Annotated in this window: 21 protein-coding genes; 6 read left to right on the top strand and 15 right to left on the bottom strand. The window is 68.4% G+C overall.

From position 1 onward, the window contains the following. Positions 1–13 precede the first annotated feature (13 nt). A complete protein-coding gene (locus PQI23_RS10220) occupies positions 14–3,133 on the top strand; it encodes a hypothetical protein (RefSeq protein WP_339974187.1) in 3,120 nt (1,039 codons plus the stop codon). Here the strand turns inward: PQI23_RS10220 and PQI23_RS10215 are convergent. Beyond that, positions 3,130–3,858, bottom strand: coding sequence for an alpha/beta hydrolase (locus tag PQI23_RS10215; RefSeq protein ID WP_339974185.1), 729 nt, complete (start codon positions 3,856–3,858; stop codon positions 3,130–3,132). The two genes, PQI23_RS10220 and PQI23_RS10215, sit on opposite strands and share 4 nt — an antisense overlap. 82 nt (positions 3,859–3,940) lie before the next feature. On the opposite strand from PQI23_RS10215, the gene PQI23_RS10210 reads away from it, so the two are divergent. Next, positions 3,941–4,468: a ribonuclease H family protein gene (locus PQI23_RS10210; protein ID WP_339974183.1), complete on the top strand. Its 528-nt coding sequence runs from the start codon at positions 3,941–3,943 to the stop codon at positions 4,466–4,468. Positions 4,469–4,473: 5 nt separating this feature from the next. Here the strand turns inward: PQI23_RS10210 and PQI23_RS10205 are convergent, their stop codons facing one another. The 8 genes from PQI23_RS10205 to rpsB form a co-directional block, all read right to left on the bottom strand. Then, positions 4,474–4,710, bottom strand: a complete 237-nt coding sequence (locus PQI23_RS10205) for an ATP/GTP-binding protein (RefSeq protein WP_339974182.1) — start codon at positions 4,708–4,710, stop codon at positions 4,474–4,476. Between the two features lie 69 nt (positions 4,711–4,779). Beyond that, positions 4,780–5,451: a transglycosylase SLT domain-containing protein gene (locus PQI23_RS10200; protein WP_339974180.1), complete on the bottom strand. Its 672-nt coding sequence runs from the start codon at positions 5,449–5,451 to the stop codon at positions 4,780–4,782. A gap of 79 nt (positions 5,452–5,530) precedes the next feature. Next, positions 5,531–6,133: a DivIVA domain-containing protein gene (locus tag PQI23_RS10195; protein WP_339974178.1), complete on the bottom strand. Its 603-nt coding sequence runs from the start codon at positions 6,131–6,133 to the stop codon at positions 5,531–5,533. Beyond that, positions 6,134–7,051: a phosphatidate cytidylyltransferase gene (locus PQI23_RS10190; protein WP_339974176.1), complete on the bottom strand. Its 918-nt coding sequence runs from the start codon at positions 7,049–7,051 to the stop codon at positions 6,134–6,136. Positions 7,052–7,056: 5 nt separating this feature from the next. Further along, positions 7,057–7,611, bottom strand: coding sequence for a ribosome recycling factor (gene frr, locus PQI23_RS10185; RefSeq protein WP_339974174.1), 555 nt, complete (start codon positions 7,609–7,611; stop codon positions 7,057–7,059). A 64-nt stretch (positions 7,612–7,675) separates the two neighbouring features. Then, entirely contained in the window at positions 7,676–8,395 is a 720-nt protein-coding gene (gene pyrH / locus PQI23_RS10180) for a UMP kinase (RefSeq protein WP_339974172.1), read from the bottom strand. Between the two features lie 128 nt (positions 8,396–8,523). Next, positions 8,524–9,354: a translation elongation factor Ts gene (gene tsf / locus PQI23_RS10175; RefSeq protein ID WP_339974170.1), complete on the bottom strand. Its 831-nt coding sequence runs from the start codon at positions 9,352–9,354 to the stop codon at positions 8,524–8,526. 36 nt (positions 9,355–9,390) lie between these two features. Next, entirely contained in the window at positions 9,391–10,266 is an 876-nt protein-coding gene (gene rpsB / locus PQI23_RS10170) for a 30S ribosomal protein S2 (RefSeq protein WP_339974168.1), read from the bottom strand. Positions 10,267–10,569: 303 nt separating this feature from the next. Between rpsB and PQI23_RS10165 the strand changes: the two genes are divergently transcribed. After that, a complete protein-coding gene (locus tag PQI23_RS10165) occupies positions 10,570–11,079 on the top strand; it encodes a murein hydrolase activator EnvC family protein (protein ID WP_339974166.1) in 510 nt (169 codons plus the stop codon). Between the two features lie 38 nt (positions 11,080–11,117). Here the strand turns inward: PQI23_RS10165 and PQI23_RS10160 are convergent, their stop codons facing one another. Together PQI23_RS10160 and PQI23_RS10155 are read right to left on the bottom strand one after the other, a co-directional pair. Continuing rightward, positions 11,118–12,056 carry a tyrosine recombinase XerC gene (locus PQI23_RS10160; RefSeq protein ID WP_339974164.1) on the bottom strand — a complete coding sequence of 313 codons (939 nt, stop codon included), beginning with the start codon at positions 12,054–12,056 and terminating at the stop codon, positions 11,118–11,120. Between the two features lie 66 nt (positions 12,057–12,122). Next, positions 12,123–13,790, bottom strand: coding sequence for a putative bifunctional diguanylate cyclase/phosphodiesterase (locus PQI23_RS10155; RefSeq protein ID WP_339974163.1), 1,668 nt, complete (start codon positions 13,788–13,790; stop codon positions 12,123–12,125). A gap of 237 nt (positions 13,791–14,027) precedes the next feature. Here PQI23_RS10155 and PQI23_RS10150 point away from each other — a divergent pair, with 237 nt between their 5' ends. Next, positions 14,028–14,360 carry a DUF7882 family protein gene (locus tag PQI23_RS10150; RefSeq protein ID WP_445238421.1) on the top strand — a complete coding sequence of 111 codons (333 nt, stop codon included), beginning with the start codon at positions 14,028–14,030 and terminating at the stop codon, positions 14,358–14,360. A gap of 67 nt (positions 14,361–14,427) precedes the next feature. Here the strand turns inward: PQI23_RS10150 and dprA are convergent, their stop codons facing one another. The 4 genes from dprA to PQI23_RS10130 all read right to left on the bottom strand — a co-directional run bounded on the left by dprA (position 14,428) and on the right by PQI23_RS10130 (position 18,123). Next, positions 14,428–15,705 carry a DNA-processing protein DprA gene (dprA, locus tag PQI23_RS10145; protein WP_339974159.1) on the bottom strand — a complete coding sequence of 426 codons (1,278 nt, stop codon included), beginning with the start codon at positions 15,703–15,705 and terminating at the stop codon, positions 14,428–14,430. Next, on the bottom strand, positions 15,702–17,258 hold the full coding sequence (locus PQI23_RS10140; RefSeq protein WP_339974157.1) for a YifB family Mg chelatase-like AAA ATPase: 1,557 nt from the start codon (positions 17,256–17,258) through the stop codon (positions 15,702–15,704). Before PQI23_RS10140 ends, dprA begins: the two co-directional genes overlap by 4 nt. Next, on the bottom strand, positions 17,255–17,671 hold the full coding sequence (locus tag PQI23_RS10135) for a YraN family protein (protein WP_339974155.1): 417 nt from the start codon (positions 17,669–17,671) through the stop codon (positions 17,255–17,257). Before PQI23_RS10135 ends, PQI23_RS10140 begins: the two co-directional genes overlap by 4 nt. 128 nt (positions 17,672–17,799) lie before the next feature. Continuing rightward, positions 17,800–18,123: a DUF2469 domain-containing protein gene (locus tag PQI23_RS10130; RefSeq protein ID WP_090148195.1), complete on the bottom strand. Its 324-nt coding sequence runs from the start codon at positions 18,121–18,123 to the stop codon at positions 17,800–17,802. Positions 18,124–18,231: 108 nt separating this feature from the next. Between PQI23_RS10130 and PQI23_RS10125 the strand changes: the two genes are divergently transcribed. Beyond that, on the top strand, positions 18,232–18,882 hold the full coding sequence (locus PQI23_RS10125; RefSeq protein WP_339974149.1) for a hypothetical protein: 651 nt from the start codon (positions 18,232–18,234) through the stop codon (positions 18,880–18,882). Then, entirely contained in the window at positions 18,879–20,471 is a 1,593-nt protein-coding gene (locus PQI23_RS10120; protein WP_339974148.1) for a DNA polymerase Y family protein, read from the top strand. Before PQI23_RS10125 ends, PQI23_RS10120 begins: the two co-directional genes overlap by 4 nt. Positions 20,472–20,509: the final 38 nt, after the last annotated feature.

The raw sequence follows: 20,509 nt of genomic DNA, 5'->3' as shown, positions 1-20,509 counted from the left end.
CATCGGAGGGCCCGTGTCCGAACCAGCCCAGCAGTTCTCCCCTGCATTTCGCGGGTACAACCGTGAAGAGGTCGACGAACGAGTCAGTGCGCTCACCGGCCACATCGCGACACTGCAATCGCACCTCGAGTCCCTGCAGCAGGCTCACCAGCAGGCTTCGCAGGTGGGGAACGAGCAGCGGCAGCTCATCGCGGACCTGCAGGAGCAGGTGGCCGAGCTCGGCGCCTCGGGATACTCGGGACTGGGATTGCGGGTTGAGAAGAGCCTCCAGGTCGCGGAGGATCACGCGCAGCGGCTGATGGCTCAGGCCGACCTCGATGCAGAGAAGCTGCGCCGCTCGTCGGAGGAGGAGAGCCATCGCGTGCTCACCCAAGCGCAGCGCCGCGCCGATGAACTGCTGACCTCCGCTTCGGAGCAGGCGGAGGTCATCCTCACGGGAGCACGGAACGACGTCGCGACGCAGAGTGCCGCCGCGAACGCCGAGCGCGAACGTCTGCTGGAGGAGGCTCGGCGGGAGGCCGAACTGACCCGCAGCAGTGCCGAGCGCGAGGCGCTCTCCGAACGGGAGACGGCGCATCGGGACGCACAGGCCGCGATCGCCGCAGCCGAAGCGCAGGCTGAGCGCATCACCACCGAGTCGCGTGCGGCGGCGAACGAACTGCGCGCGCAGACCGAGATGCAGGCGGAGGCCTTCGAGCGCCAGCGCGCTGAGAACGAGCGCGAGGCCGAGCTCGAGCGGGCCCGCCTCGTCCAAGAGGGCGAACGCGCTCGCGCCGAGTTCGAGGCGCGTCGCCAGCGCGAGGAGGCGGAGCTCGAGGAGCGCTACACGGAGCAGCAGCGCGCACTCGAGGCCGATATCGACGCGCAGCGCCGCGCACTCACGACGGAGGTCGAGACCCTTCGCGGGCGCATCGCGCAGGAACGCGCCGAGCACGACGCCGCTCTGCTCCAGGAGCGCGACAGCCACGACCGGCGCCTGCGCGCCGAGATGCAGACGCACACCGATCGCATCACGCAGGAGCGCGACCAGCACGAGGCCGGCATCGCGCGGGATCGAGAAGCACTCGCGCAGGAGCTCGCCACGCAGTCCGCGCAGGCCGAACGCGAGCGGGATCGCGCGGACGCCAGGGCAGCCGAGGACCGCGCGGCGGCCGCGGCGAGTCTGGACGCGAAGCTTGCGGCGAAGCGCGAGGATCACGATCAGCTGCTCGCACGCGAGTCGGCGGCGCACCGGGCAGCGCTGTCGGACGAGCGGGACGCGCATGACGCAGCGATCGCAGATGAGCTCGCGGAGCACCGCGAGCTCATCTCCCGGGAGCGGCAGGAGCACGACGCGAGCATCAGCGCGGAGCGCGCCGAGCACGAGTCGTCCATGAGCTCCGAGCGCGCTGCGCATGACGCAGCGCTCAGCGACGAACGCGCCGCGCACGAGGCCCGGCTCGACGACGAGCGTCAGCGCCAGGAGGTGCGCCTCTCCGACGAGCTCGCCGCGCACGTGTCGCGACTCGCGCAGGAGCGCGACGCCCACGAGACATCGATCGCGGAGGAGCGCAGTGCTCACGATGCGGCGATTGCACGGGAACGCTCCGAGCACGAGGCCGCCCTCCGATCGGAGCGCGAATCGCATGACGAGTCGATCGCAGCGGAGCGCGAGGCCCACGACAGCCGTATCGGCCAGGAGCTCGAGGCGCACCGAACGGCGATCGCGAGCGAGCGAGACGCTCACGACGCCGCTCTCGCTGCTGAGCGTCAGGACCATGAATCGCGTATTCAGAGCGAACGCGCCGAGCACGAGATGTTCATCGCTTCGGCCCGCGCCGAGCTCGCGAGCGAGCAGGACGCCCAGCGCACGGCGTTCTCCGCCGAGCTCGCCTCAGAGCGCCAGGCGCACGACACCCGGCTGGCGGCAGAAGTCGCATCGCACGAGGACCGATTGGGATCCGAGCTGGCCTCCCATCAGGATCGCGTGATCTCGGAATGGGACGAGCACCGCACGCGGATCGCAGCAGAGCTGACCGCCCACGAGCGGGAGATGAGCGAGTCCCGCGCGGCGTTCGCACGCGAGCAGGCGCGCGAACAGCAGAATCACGCGGCGAGAATCGCCGACGAGACGACGGTCCACGAAGAGCGACTGGCTGCGCAGGTTAGGGAGCACGAACAGCGTCTCGCGGATGAGCGCGCTGCTGAGACGGAGCGTCTGCGAATCCAACGGGACGAAGCGGCTGAGACCCTGGGTCTCGAACGCGAGAGCCTCGAACTGCAGATGGAGCGGGAACGAGCGCGACTGGCGGACGATCTGACGCGAGAGCGCGAGGAGCACGATCGTGCGATTGCGGCTGCCGTGGCGCAGCACGAAGCGGACCTGCGACGCGAACGGGATGAGCAGGCCGCTGCAATCGCGCGCGAGGTCGCGGCGAAGCGCGCCGCGGTCACCGAGGAGACCGATCTGCTGCGCGCGGATACCGTGGCCGAACTTGCCGAGCACCGGGCTGCAGAAGAGGCCCGTCTCGCGGAGCTCCGGGAGCGCACCGAGGACGCGGTGCGGCAGATGACCGAGCGCATCGAACGCGAGAGTGCGGCATTCAGCACCGACACCGCTCAGCAGCGGGAGGCGTTCGAACGCGACCTCGCAGAGCGGCAGCGCGCGGCGTCCGAGACCGCGCAACGCGAACTCGAGGCCACCCGAGCCGAGCTCGCGGAGCTCACCTCCCAACTCGACGCCGCACGCGAGGAGTACGAGCGCCTGAGTTCGGAGGCGACACAGGATGTTCGCAACGTACGGGCGGCGGCAGAGCGACAGGCGGCGGAGGTCATCCTCGAGGCGGAACAGCGAGCGCAGACGACGTTCGCAGCCGCGGAGGATCGAGCGACGAAGGTGCTCGCCGCGGCGGAGGACCGCATGACGCAGCTGAAGGTCGAGCGCGGCGCTGTGGCGCGTTACTTCGAGAGTCTCGGCGAAGTCATCACCAATGCGCAGAAGATGAGCACCGTCGCCGGGCGGCTCGTCGCGCAGCCGATCGCTGAAGCCCTGCCGATGGACGAGAATCAGGCGTTCGCGGACGATTCCGCCGACGAGTCGCAGTCATCGCACGACAGCGATCATGCCGACGAGAACCGGTCGAGCAACGACTAGCGCTGCAGCCGCTCTTCTTCCACCTCGGTCGGAAGCGGAGTGACTGCGGTCCCGACCGCGGCCACGACCTCATCGAGCACGCGCCGGGTCTGCTTCTCCCCGACCCACAGGTGCCGGCCGCCTTCGACGGGAATCAGCGTCATCCGCGGCACGCTCGCGAATCGCTCCGCGGCTTCGGGGGGACGCAGGAAGTCGTCGAACTCGGGGATCAGCGCGACGAGGTCAGGGGTGGCCTCCTGCCATGCCGCGACGTCGTCTGCGCTCGCCCGATGCAGCGGCGGCGAGAGGAGAATCGCGCCCTCGATGTCGTGCGCGAGGCCGTACTTCAGCGCGAGTTCCGTGCCGAACGACCAACCGAGCAACCACGGGCACGGCAGCGATCGATCCTCGACGAATGCCATCGCCGCGGCGACGTCCTGCTCCTCCGAAACGCCCTCTCCGAACTCGCCCTCGCTCGTACCGCGCGGTGAGGACGTGCCGCGCGTATTGAATCGGAGTACCGCGAGATCGGCGAGGTCGGGAAGCCGGTTCGCCGCCTTCCGCAGGATATGCGACTCCATGAATCCGCCCGCAGTGGGCAACGGGTGCAGGGTGACGAGCGTCGCTCTCGGCTCCCGGTCGAGCGGGAGCGCGAGCTCGCCGTAGAGCGTGAGTCCATCGGCGGTGTGCAGTTCGATGTCTTCGCGACGCGACCGCAGCACCGTATTGCTCGAGATCTCCACCATGACGCATCACCCTTCGCTTCGCCTCCGCCGGACCCGTCCAGCCTATCCGGATCCCCAGTGCCGCTCTGGCAGGATAGATTCCATGGCACTCACTGCAGCAGCTGACGGATCTGCACTCGGCAACCCCGGTCCGGCCGGCTGGGCCTGGTACATGGACGACGCCCAATGGCGTGCCGGCGGATGGCCGCGTGCCACGAACAACCAGGGCGAGCTGATGGCAGTGCTCGATCTCCTCATCGCCACTGCCGACCGAGCCGAGGAGCCGCTGCGCATCCTCTGCGACAGCCAGTACGTCATCAACTCCGTGACGCAGTGGATGCCCGGCTGGAAGCGGCGCGGTTGGCGCAAGGCCGATGGGAAACCGGTGCTCAACCGCGAGCTGCTCGAGCGTCTCGACGCGGCCATGGCCGGGAGGAACGTGTCGTTCGAATGGGTGAAGGGGCACGCGGGTCACCCGCTCAACGAAGCCGCCGACCTCCGGGCGCGCGCCGCGGCGACGGCGTTTCAGGCGGGACGGGAGCCGGACACGGGCCCGGGCCTGGCTGGAGCATCGCCCGCATCGCCCGTCATCGACGCACCCCGGGCGGCCGCGCCACCGACGCTGTTCTGACCGCGTTAGCGCACACGCCAGCAGTGCGCGTGATAGTGACGGCGCTCTCGCACTGCGACCTCGTCGCCGAAGAAGTCATCGGCACGCCAGGCGACGACGTGCGGCTGCCCCACCGGAATCTCGATGACGCATGCCGGGCAGAGGTACTGCTTCTCCGCGCGATGCGCCGGGATATCGCGCACGAACCACTCGGCACCGGAACGCGTCTCGGTGCGGGCGCCGCCATGTGCGAGCCTCGTCACGTCAGATCTCGGTACGAGCGCCGCGCGCTGGTACTTATTCGGTCGACGGCGCTTTGCCACGACGCCGGATCACCACCAGTGGTTCGCGGTCCAGAAGTCGTACGCCGCCTTCCAGCTCCCGTAGCGGTCCATCGCGTACCCGTTCGCCCAGCGCAGGTTGTCGACCGGGTCGTACCCGTTGCCGGGAACCTTGCTGCACGGCAGCGCTTGGATCAGACCGCATGCACCCGAACTCGCGTTCGTCGCGTTGGGGTTCCACGAGCTCTCACGCGATGCGATGTAGTCCACGTAGCCCCAGTCGGCTTCGGGAATGCCCGCGGCAGCCATCCACTCGGCCGGAGACCCTCCTCCCGAGTACTTGGGCGGCGCGCCCGGCGACTCAGCCGGTTCGGGCGATTCTCCGGACTCGCCTGACGCGTCTTCGGCTTCCTCCGCCTCTTCGGCAGCCTTGGCCGCCTCAGCCGCTCGCTTCGCCTCCTGCTTCTTGCGCACCTCGGCAGGATCGGGGAGCTCGACGACCCCCACCTCCGTGTACACGAGATCCGCTTCGTCTGAGGCCGCCGGCGTGAACTTCTGATGGATGCGCTCTTGGAAGGCGAGGGTCTCGGCATCGGCCGGAGCGCTCGGCATCGCGAAGGGTGCGACGACCGCGGCACCCAGGAACCCGGATACCGCGAGCACCGCGATCGGAGCTCTGAGCTTCGACCAGCGGGACACGGGAGCAAACTTCACGATAGCCACAATGTAACGATTCTATCTCGGGAGCGACGAACGGACAACTGCAACCATGATGTGCACCCGCGCCGAGTCCGCTCGGACCTTAGCGCGTGGCGAGGATCAGCTCGACGACCGCGTCGAGCAGCGCATCGACCTGCTCCTCGTCGTACCCGCGCCACTGCGAATGGAACACGACGTCTCGCACCTCCGCGGGTTCCAGAGCGAGTTCGCGGCGGTCGAACATCTCCGACACACGATCGAGAAAGGCATCGACCTGCGATCGCCGGTACCCCGTTGCGAACATCCCCCGTCGGCGGAAGCGCTTGCCTCTCGGGCGCGTGATCCGTCCCCGCACCTCTGACAGCAGCTGGCGCGTCTCATCCCACCAGGCCTCTTCGCCCGCGGCTCGCACACGCGCTCGGCGTTCCCGCTCGTAGAAGACCTCCTCCAGGCGATCCATCGCGGCGTCGACGTAGCGCGGCGCATACCCCCCGCGTTTGACGGCGAACGCGCGGCGTCGCACCGTCTCGGAGGTCATCGCGCTCCCCTCGCCCGCGCCCTCGTACGCGGATCGGGCCTCCTCCAGGAAGCGGTCGACCTGCTCCTGCTGATAGCCGAGCTGCGATCCGGTCGCGAGCGGAAACGAGGTGTGCACCCGCCCATTCTGCACGTCGGCCGTGTCCGACTGCTGTGAACGGCGCGCCACTTACACGACTCCCAGGGCGAGGGCGACTCCGTAGACGCCGACAGCGGACGGCAGCAGCGAGTCGAGACGGTCGAGAAATCCGCCATGACCAGGAATCCAGGAACTCATGTCTTTCACCCCTAAGTTGCGTTTGATGAGGGACTCGGTGAGGTCCCCCCCAGTGGCCGTGAACAGCACCACAATGCCGATGATGGCACCCACCCACCATGGCTGCCCGAGCGCGAGTACGGAGACGAGCACACCGGCTCCGGTCGCGACGACCGCCGCGCCCGCGAAGCCCTCCCACGTCTTATTGGGGCTGATGCGCGGAGTCATCTTGTGCCTGCCGAGCGTCACGCCGGCAGCGTACGCGCCGATGTCGACCGACACGACGACGACGACCAGCGCGAACACCCACCATTCGCCGTGCTCAGCGAGCACCAGCAGAATCGCGAACGAGGCGAGGAAACCGACGTACACGAGCGTGAACCAGCCGGAGAACACGTCGCGCACCAGGGTTCTCGCCGGCGCCTCCCATCGAGGCACGAGTCCCTCGACCAGTCGCCACAGGATGAGCAGCAGCGAGCCGGCGAAGAGTCCGAGCAGCATGCCCTCCGGCCCCCAGAACGCGGCACCGCCGACCACGACGAGCCCTGCCGCGACCACACCGACGCGCGGCACGCGCCGGCCCGCCACGCGGAAGGCGGAGGCGAGCTCGACGAGCGCGATCGCGACCAGGATCGCGACGAGCACCACGAAGATCTGCTTGACCAGCAGCAGACTCGCGAGGAACACTCCCCCGAGAATCACCCCGGAGGCGATCGCGAAGACGAGGTTCCGACCGGCCCGAGCCTCGATGCGCGCGTTCGTCGCCTCGAGCTGAGCGCGAGTCGATTCGAGCGCGCTGCGAATCTCTTCGCGCTTCTCCGAGCCGGTCATCCCGGTCAGACCTCCAGCAGCTCGGCTTCTTTACGCTTGGAGGCTTCGTCGATCTGCTCGATGAACTGCTTGGTGACGCTCTCGAGCTCCTTCTCGGCCCGTGCGATCTCGTCTTCCCCGACCTCGCCCTTCAGCGCCTCGAAATCGTCCTTCCCCGAGCGACGCACGTTCCGCACCGCGACGCGGGCGTCTTCCGCCTTGCCCTTGACGATCTTGACGAACTCCTTGCGGCGCTCGGTCGTGAGCTCGGGAAGCGACAGCCGGATGACCGAGCCGTCGTTGGAGGGATTCGCGCCGAGGTTCGGCATATCCCGAATCGCCTGCTCGATATCCTTCATCGCGCCCTTGTCGTACGGCGTCACGATCAGGCTGCGCGCGTCCTGGTTCTGCACCGAGGCGAGCTGCGACAGCGGTGTCGGCGTCCCGTAGTAATCCACCTGCACGTTCTGCAGCAGCGACGGGTTCGCGCGTCCGGTGCGAACCGTGGCGAAGCTCTCCTTCGCGGATTCGACCACGCGACTCATGCGGTCCTTGACGTCGGCGAAGACTTCTTCGATCACGGTGTACTCCTTAGTGAAAACGCTCGGATTTCCAGCTTAGCGGGCGCCGCCCGCGAGGCCGGCGTCAGGCGTGGACGAGTGTGCCGAGCTCTGCACCGCGCAGCGCCGCGGTCACGTTGCCGGCCGGCTCCATGCCGAAGACGCGCATCGGCATCCCGTTGTCCATGCAGAGGCTGAACGAGGTGGAGTCGACCACCTTGAGCCCGCGCACGAGAGCATCGTTGTAGGTGATCTTCTCGATGAGCGTCGCATCCGGATCATGCCGGGGATCCGCCGTGTAGACGCCGTCGACGCCGTTCTTCGCGACGAGCACCTCGTCCGCCTGAATCTCCAGCGCGCGCTGCGCGGCGACCGTGTCCGTTGAGAAGTACGGAAGCCCGGCTCCTGCGCCGAAGATGACCACGCGACCCTTCTCGAGGTGGCGGATGGCGCGCAGCGGAATGTAGGTCTCGGCGACCTGCGTCATCGTGATCGCCGACTGCACGCGCGTCTCGACGCCTGCTTGCTCCAGGAAGTCCTGCAGCGCGAGCGCGTTCATCACGGTGCCGAGCATGCCCATGTAGTCGGCGCGCGCGCGATCCATACCGCGCTGCGAGAGCTCCGCACCGCGGAAGAAGTTCCCGCCTCCGACGACGACGGCGACTTCCGCGTCGTCCATCGCCGCTGCGATTTCGCGGGCGATCTGACTCACGACGTCAGGATTGACACCCAGCGTCCCTCCGCCGAAGGCCTCCCCCGAGAGCTTGAGCAGTACTCGACGCTTGCGATCGGCGGTCTTCGTCATATGAGGGATCTCCTTGCTTCGAACGTGGACGCCGGAGCGTCGTCGGGTTCCGGTCGCATCCGGAGCCCATATTAGTGCGGACACAGCACGGGACCCGAGCCGTGCGGCCCGGGTCCCGGTGTGAGTGGCTAGGCGCCGACCTTGCTGCGGGCGAAGCCGGTGACGGTGATGCCTGCGGCTTCAGCGACCTTCTTCACCTCGCGCTTATCGGCGTCGAGCGCGTGAACCTGCTCGTTGAGCGCGACCTGCTTGAAGAACGCGGTCAGACGGCCTTCCACGATCTTCGGCAGTGCGGCTTCGGGCTTGCCCTCGTTCTTGGAGATCTCCGTGACGAGTGCGCGCTCCTTCTCGACGTCCGCCTCGGGCACGTCCTCGCGGCTCAGGTACAGCGGGTCGGCGAACGAGATGTGACGCGCGATGCTGAGTGCAGCCTCGGCGTCGTCGCCCTCGTAGCCCACGACCACGCCGATCTGCGGCGGCAGATCCTTCGAGGTCTGGTGCAGGTACACCGTCGTCGCCGGCGCCTCCACCCGCGACAGCTTGCGCACCTCGATGCGCTCGCCGATGATCGCGGCTTCCTCGGTCACGACGTCTGCAACGGTCTTGCCCTCAGCGGGGGCTGCGAGAGCCTCCTCGACGGACGAGGCGCCTGCCGCGACCGCGGCGTCGAGGACGCGCTCCGCAAGAGCGATGAACTTCTCGTTCTTCGCGACGAAGTCGGTCTCGCAGACGAGTTCGATCATCGTGGCCGCGCCCTCGGACTGGCGAACGGCGACCAGGCCTTCGCTCGCCTCGCGATCGCCGCGCTTCGCGACGCCCTTGAGGCCCTTGAGACGCAGGATCTCGATGGCCTTCTCGACGTCTCCGTCAGCCTCGATGAGGGCGTTCTTGCTGTCGAGCATGCCGGCGCCGAGGCGATCGCGCAGCTCCTTCACAGCGGCCATGCTTACTGCAGCCATGTGTGACTCCTTCAGTGGTCGTTCGGTGAACGGAAATTATTCTGCGGCCGCGGTCTTCGCGGCAGCGTCAGCCGATGCCTCTTCTGCGGCGGGCGCCTCGGAAGCAGCCGGAGCCTCTTCAGCAGCGGGAGCTGCCGCGTCCGACGATGCCTCGGCGCCGAGCAGCTCGACCTCCCACTCGGCGAGCGGCTCTGCAGCCTGCTCGGAACCCTCGGAGGGCTTCTGGTGGCGCTCCATGAGGCCCTCAGCAGCGGCATCCGCGATGACGCGGGTGAGCAGCGCGACCGAACGGATGGCGTCGTCGTTGCCCGGGATCGGGTAGGTGACCTCGTCCGGATCGCAGTTGGTGTCGAGGATCGCGATCACGGGGATCCCGAGCTTCTTCGCCTCGTCGATTGCGAGGTGCTCCTTCTTGGTGTCGACCACCCAGAGCGCCGAGGGGGTCTTACCCATGTTGCGGATACCGCCGAGGGACTTCTGCAGCTTCTCCAGCTCGCGCTTCTTCAGCAGGAGCTCCTTCTTCGTGAAGCCGCTGGTCGTCCCCTCGAAGTCGAGCTGCTCGAGCTCCTTCATGCGCTCCAGGCGGCCGGTCACGGTCTGGAAGTTCGTGAGCAGACCACCGAGCCAGCGCTGGTTCACGTAGGGCTGGTTGACGCGCGTCGCCTGCTCGGCGATGGCTTCCTGCGCCTGCTTCTTCGTACCGACGAAGAGGATGTTGCCACCGCGGGCGACGGTCTGCTTCACGAAATCGTATGCGGCATCGATGTATCCGAGCGACTGCTGCAGATCGATGATGTAGATGCCCGAGCGCTCGGTGAAGATGAAGCGCTTCATCTTCGGGTTCCAGCGGCGGGTCTGGTGTCCGAAGTGGACGCCGCTGTCGAGCAGCTGGCGCATGGTAACGACGGCCATTGCCGTCCTCCTGTTCTGCACGCCCTCACGGGCGCGCCTATTACGGTTGTCATCGGTCGCGGATGCGACCCGATCCTGGTGCCCTCGGGATCCGCCGCCGCGCTCGAGACGAACACGGACCGTCGGCTTCACTCCGATGCGTGGGCACGCGAAGTCACCTCTCGCGAGGTGCTGCACCAGTGTACACCAGCTCGGGCGCCGTTTCAGTCGCTCACCGCCCGACGAACGTGCGGACATTCCCTTCCTCTCCACAGCCTCCCGCGATGTCCGTCGATGACCCCAGCGCATCGGCAGAATCTCAGCATGAACGTACGACCGAAGCACGCGGTGCTGATGCGCCGAACCGCGATGATGCTGTCGGCCGCGCTGACCATGGGCGCTCCAGCGGCGGCACTCCCGGCGTCTGATGTGGAGCTGCGCTGGTTACCGCCGCTCGAAACGGGGCTCGTGCTCCTCGAGCCCTTCCGCGCCCCTCCGCACGAGTACGGGCCCGGCCATCGGGGCATCGATCTCGCTGCGGACCCCGGAGCGGTTGTGCGGGCTCCGGCGGGCGGCACCGTCAGCTTCGCGGGAACCGTCGTGGACCGACCGGTGGTCTCCGTGCGCGTCGACGAGCATACGGTGTACTCGATGGAACCCGTCACCAGTGGACTGCGTCAGGGCGATTCCGTGGGAATCGGCTCGCCGATCGGCGTTGTGGATGATGGCGGGCACTGCGATTCGCGGTGCCTCCACCTCGGCGTCCGCATCGACGGCGGATACGAGAATCCGATGCGCTACTTCGTCAGCCGACCGGTGCTGCTCCCGTGGTGAGCACCCGCAGAACGGCGCATCCGAGCGCCGCTGCTCGCTCAGGCTCGCGGATGCGCCTGCCGGTAGCTCTGCGCCAGCCTCTCGGTCGAGACGTGCGTGTACACCTGCGTGCTCGACAGGCTGGAGTGGCCCAGCATCTCCTGCACCACTCGCAAGTCCGCTCCCCCGTTCAGGAGGTGCGTCGCGGCCGTATGGCGCAGGGTGTGCGGCCCCCGCGGCCCGCCGCCCGGCTCTTCGCTCAACTCGCGCGCCACCATCCGATACACCGCATTCGGACTCAGACGCCCTCCGCGATTCCCCACGAACAGAGCGTGGTGACCGCCCGGTGCGGGCTGATCGCCCCGGCCCTGCCCGGCGCGGGCGAGCAACGCGGGGCGGGCGGCGCGCGTGTACGTCTCGATTGCGCGCGCCGCCGGCCCGCCGTACGGCACGACGCGCTCCTTGCCGCCCTTGCCCAGCACCCGGACGGTGCGCGCGCCTGCGTCGAGGCCGGTCACCGGCAACGAGCACAATTCGGAGACTCTGAGCGCAGCCGCGTACAGGAGCTCGAGGACCGCATGATCCCGGAGCGACTCCGGATGATCCTCGTGGGCACGCGCTTCGACGCGAGTGAGGATGCGACGCATGCGGTCATCGGCGAGTACTCGCGGAAGCTCGCGCCCGGCCTTCGGAGCTCGGAGGCGGGAGGCGGGGTTTCCAGGGACGAGACGAGAGCGTTCGAGCCACGCTCCGAACGACTTCAGCGTCGCGACATTCCGGGCGATCGTCGTCGCTGCGAGACCCTGCTGCTGTCTCTGCCACAACCACTCGCGCATGAGCTCGAGGTCGCACGCGGCGAGATGCTCATGTCCCGCTGCCTCCGCGAAGACGACGAACCAGTCGAGGTCGCGTCGATACGCGCGCACGGTGTGCTCGGAGTATCCGTACTCGAGCTGCACTGCGGCGAGGAACTGCTCGACGGCCGCAGACAATCTCATGATCTCATTCTCGTCGTTGACGAGCCACTGCAGCGACGCGTGGACGGAGTGTCCGCTCCACCGCTGTCACGGCGCGGGGAGCAGGATCTGACCCGTTCCGGGTTCGGGCGCATCCGGGCCGGCGCCCGGCCGCCCCGTGAGGAAGCCCTGGATTTCATCGAAGCCCTCGAGCTTCAAGATCTCGCGCTGCTGCTCGGTCTCGACGCCCTCGACGAGCACCGTGGCCGTGAGCGCGTGCCCGAGCGCCAGAATCGCCCTGAGCACGTCCCGGGTGCGCGACGGCTGCAGACTCTCGTACAGCACGGAGCGGTCGATCTTCACCCGATCGAACCCGAATGACAGCAGCGTATCCAAGGAGGAGAAACCCGTGCCGAAATCATCGAGAGCGATGAGAACGCCGAGCTTCTGCAGCTCCTCGAATGTTGAGATGACCTCCCTGCGATGCGAGATCAAGGTCGATTCGGTGATCTCCAACTCGAGCCGGCTGGGAGACAGTCCACTGTCATCGAGTGCCCGTCTCACCGCAGCGAGGAACTGATCGTCGGTGAGTTGCGCTGCTGAAACGTTCACGGCGACTCGGGCCTGGTCCTGCCAGTTCGCAGCGTCCGCGCATGCGCGCCGCAGCACCCATTCGCCGAGGTGGACGATGGTCCCGTTGGCTTCCGCGATGGAGATGAACTCACCGGGATGCAGCATTCCGAGGATCGGGTGCTCCCACCGGATGAGCGCCTCCCACCCCACGACGGCCTCATCCTTCAACGAGGATTGGGGTTGGTACAGCAGCGTGAACTCGTCACGCGCGACGGCACCCATGATCTGCCGGCCGAGGAAGCGGCGGGACGCCGAATGCTCGAGCAGCCCCTCGCGGTAGCGCATCGCATCACTGGCCCCGCGTTCTTTCGCGTCGTACATGGCGGCATCCGCGCGGACGAGCAGTTCCGAGATGTCGCTGGCATCCCCCGGAAAGCGGGCGACGCCGATGCTGGCGGGAACGACTCTCGACTTTCCATGGAAGTGCACCGGCTCGCGCATCGCATCCGCGACCCCGTCCACGAAGTCGTCGACGGCCTGCGCGTCCGGCGTCAGCGCGGCAGCTGCGAATTCATCCCCGCCCAACCTGGCGGTCACGATCCCGAGTTCTTCTCTGCGATGCAGATTCTCGGCCGTGGCTCGAAGCAGTTCGTCGCCCGCCGCGTGGCCGAGCGTATCGTTGATCCGCTTGAAATCGTTGAGGTCGATGATCGCGACTGCGAACGGCGAACCGTCTGCGGACCACTGGCCGAGTTCGGAGAGGAACGCGGATCGGTTCCACATTCCCGTGAGGGGATCGGTGGAAGCGGCGCGCCGGAGCGCGTTCGAGGCTTCGCGGGCCACCGTGACATCGCGAGTGATCTTCGCGAACCCGATCACGACGTCCCGGTCGTCGCGCACCGCGTTGACCGTGACGTGCGCCCAGAACTGGGAGCCGTCCTTGCGCACGCGCCATCCCTCGGTCTCGAGGCGACCGTCGCGTTTCGCGATGGCGAGGATGCGTCCGGGCAGTCCATCGGCGCGGTCGTCGCCGGTGAAGAAGGTCTCGAACGGTTTTCCGACGATCTCCTCCCGGCGGTAGCCCTTGATCCGCTCCGCGCCCGCGTTCCAGCTCGTCACGATCCCGCCCGGGGAGAGCAAATAGATCGAGTAGTCCTGCACGGCCTCCACGAGATAGCGGAACATCTCGGCATCGCGGTCCATCGCGGCCTCTCCAAAGGTCGTACGACCGCTCTCACGATCTCTCCACAGCGGCTGCAGGCATGCAACCTCCGAATCCCCTCAGCGATTGTAGGGCCGTCGGAAGTCGGCCGCACCGCTGACACGCACCCGTCACTCGCGCGTCACGTTCTTCACTGCCGACGCGTCACTTTCATCGGGTGCACTGAAATTGTCACATAGTTGCTTTCTCAGTTGCTTAAATTATGTCACACTTGCTGTATGGGATACATGCTGCACGGTGGCCGTGAATACGAGTTCGAAGATCGCACCCTCGCTCACTTGAAGACAGTGATCGGTATGAAGCTTTCGAAGAGAGAGGGTTTCTTCCTGAGCTGGTCCGTCGACGCGAGTCGTGGCAGCGGTCGGCACGAGATCTGGATCTCCGAGCATGCTCCGATCGCCTTCCGCTTCAACGGGGGCAAGGCGCCTCAGATCAATCCGGCGTGGATCAAAGCGCTGCTGGCGGTCTCGTACACTCCACGGGGCCTCGTCGCGCTCTCGGAGACCGAAGCCACCAAATGGGCGCAGCGCAATCCGCTGCTCGCAGCCTGACTCCGGGGATCGACTCCCCGGCTGATAGGTCGAAGCCGGCGCCGCTCCCCGCCACCCGCCCCAGCAGTCACTCGCGTCGCACGAGCCGCCAGTGCGCAGCACCCCGGCCAGTCTCGACGCGAACAGCGAATCCGATCAGTTCGAGCTCGGCGAGCACCGCTCGAACCTCCTCGAGGACGAGACCTGCGGCGAGCGCGACATCCTCCGCACTCCGGTGCCCCCGCAGCGGCAGTGCGTCGAGCACACGACGATGCGCTGCCGATTGGCGCTCGCAGAGACCGTCGAGCAGCTGACCCGCCGCATCGCCGAGCCCGAGGAATTCTCTGAGTTCATCGGCATTCGTCACGAGGGTCGCGCCGTAGTCGCGGATGAGTCGATGGCAGCCGGCTGACGCGGCACTCGTGACCGGCCCGGGCACTGCGCCGAGGCTCCGGCCGAGTTCGGCTGCGTGGCCGGCGGTATTGAGCGATCCCGACCGCATGCCCGCTTCGGTGACGAGCGTCGCCGTGGCGAGCGCCGCGATCGAGCGGTTGCGCTGCAAGAAGCGCCAGCGCGTGGGCGCGGCGCCGGGAACCATCTCCGAGCACACCGCCCCCTCCGCCGCGATTCGGTCGAGCAGCTTCTCGTGCGAGGCCGGATATGCGCGATCGGCTCCTCCGGCGAGCACCGCGACGGTGGGCGCACCCGCGGCGAGTGCGGCTCGGTGAGCGACCGCGTCGATGCCGTAGGCAGCCCCGGAGACGATGGAGAAGCCGGCGGAGCCCGCGGCATCGACGAGTTCTGCGGTCACGCTCGTTCCGTATCCGGTGCACGCACGCGCGCCGACGACGGCGAGCCCCGTGCGGGCGAGCGCGGTGGCATCGCCGCGCACCCAGAGCACTTGCGGAGCGTGGACCCCGAGATCGTTCAAGGCCGTCGGCCACAGCGGAGATTCCGGCACGATGACCTGGAGCCCTGCGGCGACCGCGCGATCCAGATCCGCGATGGTCGCGGGGCGATCGAGGCGAGGGCGCCAGCGTGCGATCGCCGCTGCAAGGGATCGGCGGGTGATCTCGACTCCCACTGCGGCTGCCGCTTCCGCAAGCCGCTGAGGCGCCTCGTCACCGGCGAGCACATCCAGTGCCGGCGAGGCGCCCAGCGCTTCGATGAGCGTCCCGGCTACCGCGTCGCCGGGCTCGATGAGCCGGCACCATACGACTCTGGCGAGCAGCGCATCAGGCCCAGCCCCTCCTGCTGCGACGGCATCGCACAGTTCTCCTCCCGCCGATTCCCCCTCCGGCACGAGTCGGGTGAGCGCCGCGCGCTCCTCCGCGCCGGCGCGGATGCGCAGCCGTCGCGCGCTCACGCGAGATCACCTCCACGCAGCATCAGCGCCTGGGCGACTTCGGCCCGCCGTGGCCGCTCGGAGCCGGCCAGATCGCTCACCGTCCACGCCACCCGCAGCACGCGGTCGTAGCCCCTCAGCGTCAACGCACCGCGTGCCAGTGCATGATCCAGCACCGCTGTGTCCGAGCGCGGAAGTCGCATCCGCGGACAGCGCAGCCAGCTACCGGGCACCTCGGCGTTCACCGACCAGGGCGTCCCCGCCCATCGCTCTGCGGCGAGCGCCCGGGCTCCCACCACGCGCTCGCGCAGCTCAGCGCTGGGGGTTCGGCGCTCGCCGGGATCGTCGATCAGCACCTTCGATACGCGATGCAGGGTCAGACGCAGATCGATACGGTCTGCGAGCGGCCCCGAGATGCGGTGCCGGTAGCCCACCCGCACGCGCGGCGTGCACGTGCAGCTCACCGCCGTATCGGGCGAGCCGGCGTTGCCGCAGGGGCACGGGTTCGCCGCCAGCACGAGCTGCACCCGCGCCGGGAGCACCGTGCGAATGCGCGATCGATGAATCTCGATCGTGCCGGTCTCGAGCGGTTGCCGCAGCGCATCGAGGACGGTGCGGGGGAATTCGGGTGCTTCGTCGAGGAACAGCACGCCGTGGCATGCTCGCGTGATCGCGCCCGGGCGCACCTCGATGCCTTGACCGCCCCCGATGATGGATGCGGCCGACGCCGTATGGTGCGGGCTCTCGAACGGAGGTCGACGTACGAGGCGGAGCAACGGCGAACCTCCGAGCGACGCGATGCTGCTGGCCTCGAGCGCCGCCTCGTCGTCGAGCTCGGGGAGCAGAGTCGGCAGACGCGTGGCGAGCAGCGTCTTCCCCGCCCCCGGAGGCCCGAGCAGCGACACGTGATGTCTGCCCGCCGCGGCGATCACCAGGGCTTCGACCGCCTCCGGCTGCCCCACGACGTCTGCGATATCGACCCCGGCACCGGGAGCGGCGGGTTCGGCCTGCAGCGCGGCGGGAGCCTCAGCGCGCACGATGCGACCGCGATCCTGCGCTCCCCGGTACCACGCGACGGCACTGGCGAGGTCGGGTACTGCGATGACCTCGATGCCGGGCACGAGCGCGGCCTCGGCAGCGCAGGCCTCGGGCACCATGACCCGGAGGAAACCGCGAGCCCGAGCCGCAGCCACCGAGGAGAGCAGCCCGGCCGGCCGACGCAGCACCCCGTCGAGCGCCAGCTCCCCCAGGTGGGCGACGTCGCCGAGACCCGACGCGGGCAGGTGACGCGATGCGGCGAGCGCCGCGAGCGCGATCGCGAGGTCGAATCCCGACCCGTGCTTGGGAAGCGAGGCCGGCGCGAGATTCACGGTGATGAACCGGTCGGAGAGCGGCAGGCCGGCTTGCGCGGTGGCCGTGCGCACGCGAAGCTTCGCCTCTGCCAGCGACGCGTCGGGCAGCCCGATGATCGCGATACCCGGGAGCTGCTGCGAGACAGCGGATTCGACCATCACGGTGGTGCCCTCGAGCCCGGTGAGGGCGATGGACGCGGCTCGGCACACGACCCCGCTCACGAGATGCCCCGCAGATGGTCGATGTGCGGGGCATCTCCCGAGCGGAGGATGATGCCGATCGCGTCGACACGAAGACCGGAGGCGGATCGCGCATGCGCCCGCACCCAGTCCAGGAGCAGCCGGCGCAACCGCGCCGCTTTGCGCGCCGTGATGGCTTCGAGCGGGCTGCCGTACCCCGTGCCGCTGCGAGTCTTCACCTCCACCGCGACGACGACGCTGCGATCAGCGACGACGAGGTCGAGTTCTCCGTAGCGATTTCGCCAGTTGCGGTCGAGGATTCGGTATCCGAGCCCTTCGAGGTACTCGCCCGCGATCGTTTCACCCTGCGCGCCGAGCGTGCGATTGCGGGGAGGCGCCTCCTCGGTGTCGGCACCCCATTCCGTGCTGGTTCTCCGTGCTGCTGTGCGCTCCATGATGCACCTCCTGGCATCCCAGCATGGGCGCGATGCGGAGGGTGCCGAGCGGTGTCCTACCGTCTTGTGGAGAAGTCGACGGCGCGCGGGCGACAGGCGCGATGTGAGCGGAGCTCGGGTCGCGAAACCTACTCGTCCAGCGCGAGTTCCTGCGGCAGGGAGAATTCGCGGGCGGACAGCTCCTCGACGTTGACGTCTTTGAACGTGAGCACCCGCACCGACTTCACGAAGCGATCGGCCCGGTAGACGTCCCACACCCACACATCGGTCATGGAGAGCTCGAAGTAGAAGTCGCTTCCCGCATCCTGCCGCTTGAGGTCGACATCGTTCGCGAGGTAGAAACGCCGCTCGGTCTCGACGACGTAGCGGAATTGGCTCGCAATATCGCGGTACTCGCGAAACAGCGACAGTTCGGCCTCGCGCTCGTAATCGTCTAGCTCGTCCTCGTTCATCCCGTCCATCCTACGCCGTCGGAGAGACAGGATTCGAGTGCCGTTCGCACGCGACGCGCCAGTGGTCGCGAGATTGACTTATTCGAACATATGTTCGAATATACCTGCATGAATTCCCTCGCGACCGTTCGCTCGCTGCAGCAGCGCATCTCCGAGATGCAGCCGGTGCGCCTCGACGCCCGCGTGCTTCCCACGTCGGAGGGATTGCGCCCGCTGCTCCCCGGAGGAGCTCTGAGAATGGGCGCGAGCTATGCCGTACAGGGCTCCCGGCAATTGGCGCTCGCGATGCTCGCAGAGGCATCGACGTCGGGAGCGTGGTGCGGCGTGATCGGCGACTCGTCGTTCGGCGCGGAAGCCGCCGCAGCGCTCGGCATCGCACTCGAACGCTGCGTCGTGATCCCGCATCCGGGTGATGATGCACTGGGCCTCACCGGGGCGCTCGCCGAGATTCTCACGGTCCTGCTGGTCACCGCACCGTCCCCTCCGAGCCCCGGCGAGGCGGAGCGCATCTCCGCACGTCTGCGCGAGCACGACGCTGCACTGGTGGCGGTCGGCGAGTGGCCGCGCCCCGAATCCACGCTGCACGTCACGGCGTCTCGATGGGATGGTCTGGGGCGCGGCCACGGCATGCTCTCGAATCGGGAGTTGGTGGTGCAGTCGCAGGATCGCCTGGGCGCGAGGAGGCATACCGTGCGATTCGAGCACGGAGCCGTCGTCGCTCCCCGCACCGCACCGGTCAGACGTCTGGGCGCACGATGAACGCGGAGCGCACTCTCGTCGTCTGGGTTCCCGACTGGCCCGTGCACGCCCTCCTGCGCGATGACGGGGCCGACGGCCTCTCCCCCGACGCGCCGCTCGCGCTCACCGCCAACCATCTCGTCGTCGCCTGCTCGGCCGCCGCACGCAGGGAGGGCGTTCGCACCGGCCTCCGCGAACGCGAAGCCCAGACGCGCTGCCCCGAACTCGCGGTGTACCCGCACGACCCCGAGACCGATGAGCGACGATTCGCCCCCATCGCCACGGCCCTCGAGCAGCTCGTGCCCGGCATCGAGGTGGTGCGCGCCGGGCTCTGCGCCATGCGGGCACGCGGCCCGGCGCGCTATTACGGCGGAGAGGCACCCGCCGGAGCAGCGGTGCTGCACCTCGCGGCGCAGCTGGGGCTCCCGGATACGCGAGTCGGGATCGCGGACGGCCGGTTCACGGCCGAGCAGGTGGCGCGCTCCGCCTCGACCGACCCCGGTGTATCCGCTCCGGCCGATGGCCTGCGCATCGTCGACCCCGGTGGATCCCCGGCGTTCCTCTCCCCGCTCCCGGTCTCCCGCGCAGTGGATGCCGGGCTCGCCGAGACCCTGCAGGGGCTCGGCATCCGCACCCTCGGCGCGCTGGCCGCACTCCCGGAGGATGCGGTTCGTCAGCGGTTCGGCCCGCACGGGCTGGCCGCGCATCGTCGAGCATCCGCGTCCGGCGTGGGCTCGGGGAGCGAGGTGCGCCCCCGACCCCCCGCTCGCGAGCTCTCAGTGGAACTGTCGTTCGACACCCCGATCGATGCTGCCGATCAACTCGCATTCGCGTGCAGCACGCTGGCGGAGCGGTTCATCGGGGGCCTCACCGAGGACCGCCTGGTGTGCACCGCATTGCGCGTCGAGCTCACCGACGATGTCGGAGCCCGGCACGAGCGCGAATGGGCGCACCCGAGACACTTCACGGCTGCCGACACCATCGGTCGTATCCGGTGGCAGGCCGCTTCGGCGACGAAGGAGACCGAGCGCGGTGGCGCAGGGGTCACGAAAGTGCGCATCACTCCGGTGCACACCGACAGAGCCGCATCTCACGAGCCGGGTCTGTGGAGCACGGAGCCCGACGAGCGCGTGCATCACCACCTCAGTCGCGCCCAGAGTCGTCTCGGGCACACGGGGGTGGGAACGATCGCGCTCGCCGGCGGGCGCCTCCTCGCGGATCGACAGCGCTTCGTCCCCTGGAGCACGACGCGCGTCGAACGCGGGGCCGCTCGTGCGTCCGCCTCCGGTCCCTGGCCGGGAGCGCTCACCGGCCCGGCGCCCAGCCGAGTATTTCCCGAAGCGATTCCGGCTGCGCTTCTGGATGCGTCGGGAGCTCCTGTGAGGATCGACGCCGACGATCTGCTGACCGCGGAACCCGCGCACCTGCGAGTCGCCGAGGCCGCATTCGAGTCTCCCGTTACGGCGTGGTCACCGCCCTGGGTGGTGCGGGAGCGGTGGTGGGAGGGCGCTCCCGCACGCTTCCGCCTGCAGGTGCAGCTCGCCGATGGGGACGCCTGGTTGCTGGTGTTCCGCACCGGCGCCTGGGCGGCGGAAGGTCGATACGACTGATTCCGCGTCATATTCCGATCACTGATCCATCTCTGTTG

Origin of the sequence: Leucobacter sp. USCH14 (assembly GCF_037619215.1) — a bacterium.
Classification (GTDB): Bacteria; Actinomycetota; Actinomycetes; order Actinomycetales; family Microbacteriaceae; genus Leucobacter.
Note: the sequence above shows the minus strand (reverse complement) of the source record. Positions and strands in the feature narration are given on the sequence as shown.

Excerpts from the sequence above, each read along its gene's own strand:
- PQI23_RS10215 (WP_339974185.1), bottom strand. The coding sequence starts at position 3,858 with ATGGTGGAGATCTCGAGCAATACGGTGCTGCGGTCGCGTCGCGAAGAC.
- PQI23_RS10210 (WP_339974183.1), top strand. The coding sequence starts at position 3,941 with ATGGCACTCACTGCAGCAGCTGACGGATCTGCACTCGGCAACCCCGGT.
- PQI23_RS10190 (WP_339974176.1), bottom strand. The coding sequence starts at position 7,051 with ATGACCGGCTCGGAGAAGCGCGAAGAGATTCGCAGCGCGCTCGAATCG.
- pyrH (WP_339974172.1), bottom strand. The coding sequence starts at position 8,395 with ATGACGAAGACCGCCGATCGCAAGCGTCGAGTACTGCTCAAGCTCTCG.
- tsf (WP_339974170.1), bottom strand. The coding sequence starts at position 9,354 with ATGGCTGCAGTAAGCATGGCCGCTGTGAAGGAGCTGCGCGATCGCCTC.
- rpsB (WP_339974168.1), bottom strand. The coding sequence starts at position 10,266 with ATGGCCGTCGTTACCATGCGCCAGCTGCTCGACAGCGGCGTCCACTTC.
- PQI23_RS10165 (WP_339974166.1), top strand. The coding sequence starts at position 10,570 with ATGAACGTACGACCGAAGCACGCGGTGCTGATGCGCCGAACCGCGATG.
- PQI23_RS10160 (WP_339974164.1), bottom strand. The coding sequence starts at position 12,056 with ATGAGATTGTCTGCGGCCGTCGAGCAGTTCCTCGCCGCAGTGCAGCTC.
- PQI23_RS10155 (WP_339974163.1), bottom strand. The coding sequence starts at position 13,790 with ATGGACCGCGATGCCGAGATGTTCCGCTATCTCGTGGAGGCCGTGCAG.
- PQI23_RS10150 (WP_445238421.1), top strand. The coding sequence starts at position 14,028 with ATGGGATACATGCTGCACGGTGGCCGTGAATACGAGTTCGAAGATCGC.
- PQI23_RS10135 (WP_339974155.1), bottom strand. The coding sequence starts at position 17,671 with ATGGAGCGCACAGCAGCACGGAGAACCAGCACGGAATGGGGTGCCGAC.
- PQI23_RS10130 (WP_090148195.1), bottom strand. The coding sequence starts at position 18,123 with ATGAACGAGGACGAGCTAGACGATTACGAGCGCGAGGCCGAACTGTCG.
- PQI23_RS10125 (WP_339974149.1), top strand. The coding sequence starts at position 18,232 with ATGAATTCCCTCGCGACCGTTCGCTCGCTGCAGCAGCGCATCTCCGAG.
- PQI23_RS10120 (WP_339974148.1), top strand. The coding sequence starts at position 18,879 with ATGAACGCGGAGCGCACTCTCGTCGTCTGGGTTCCCGACTGGCCCGTG.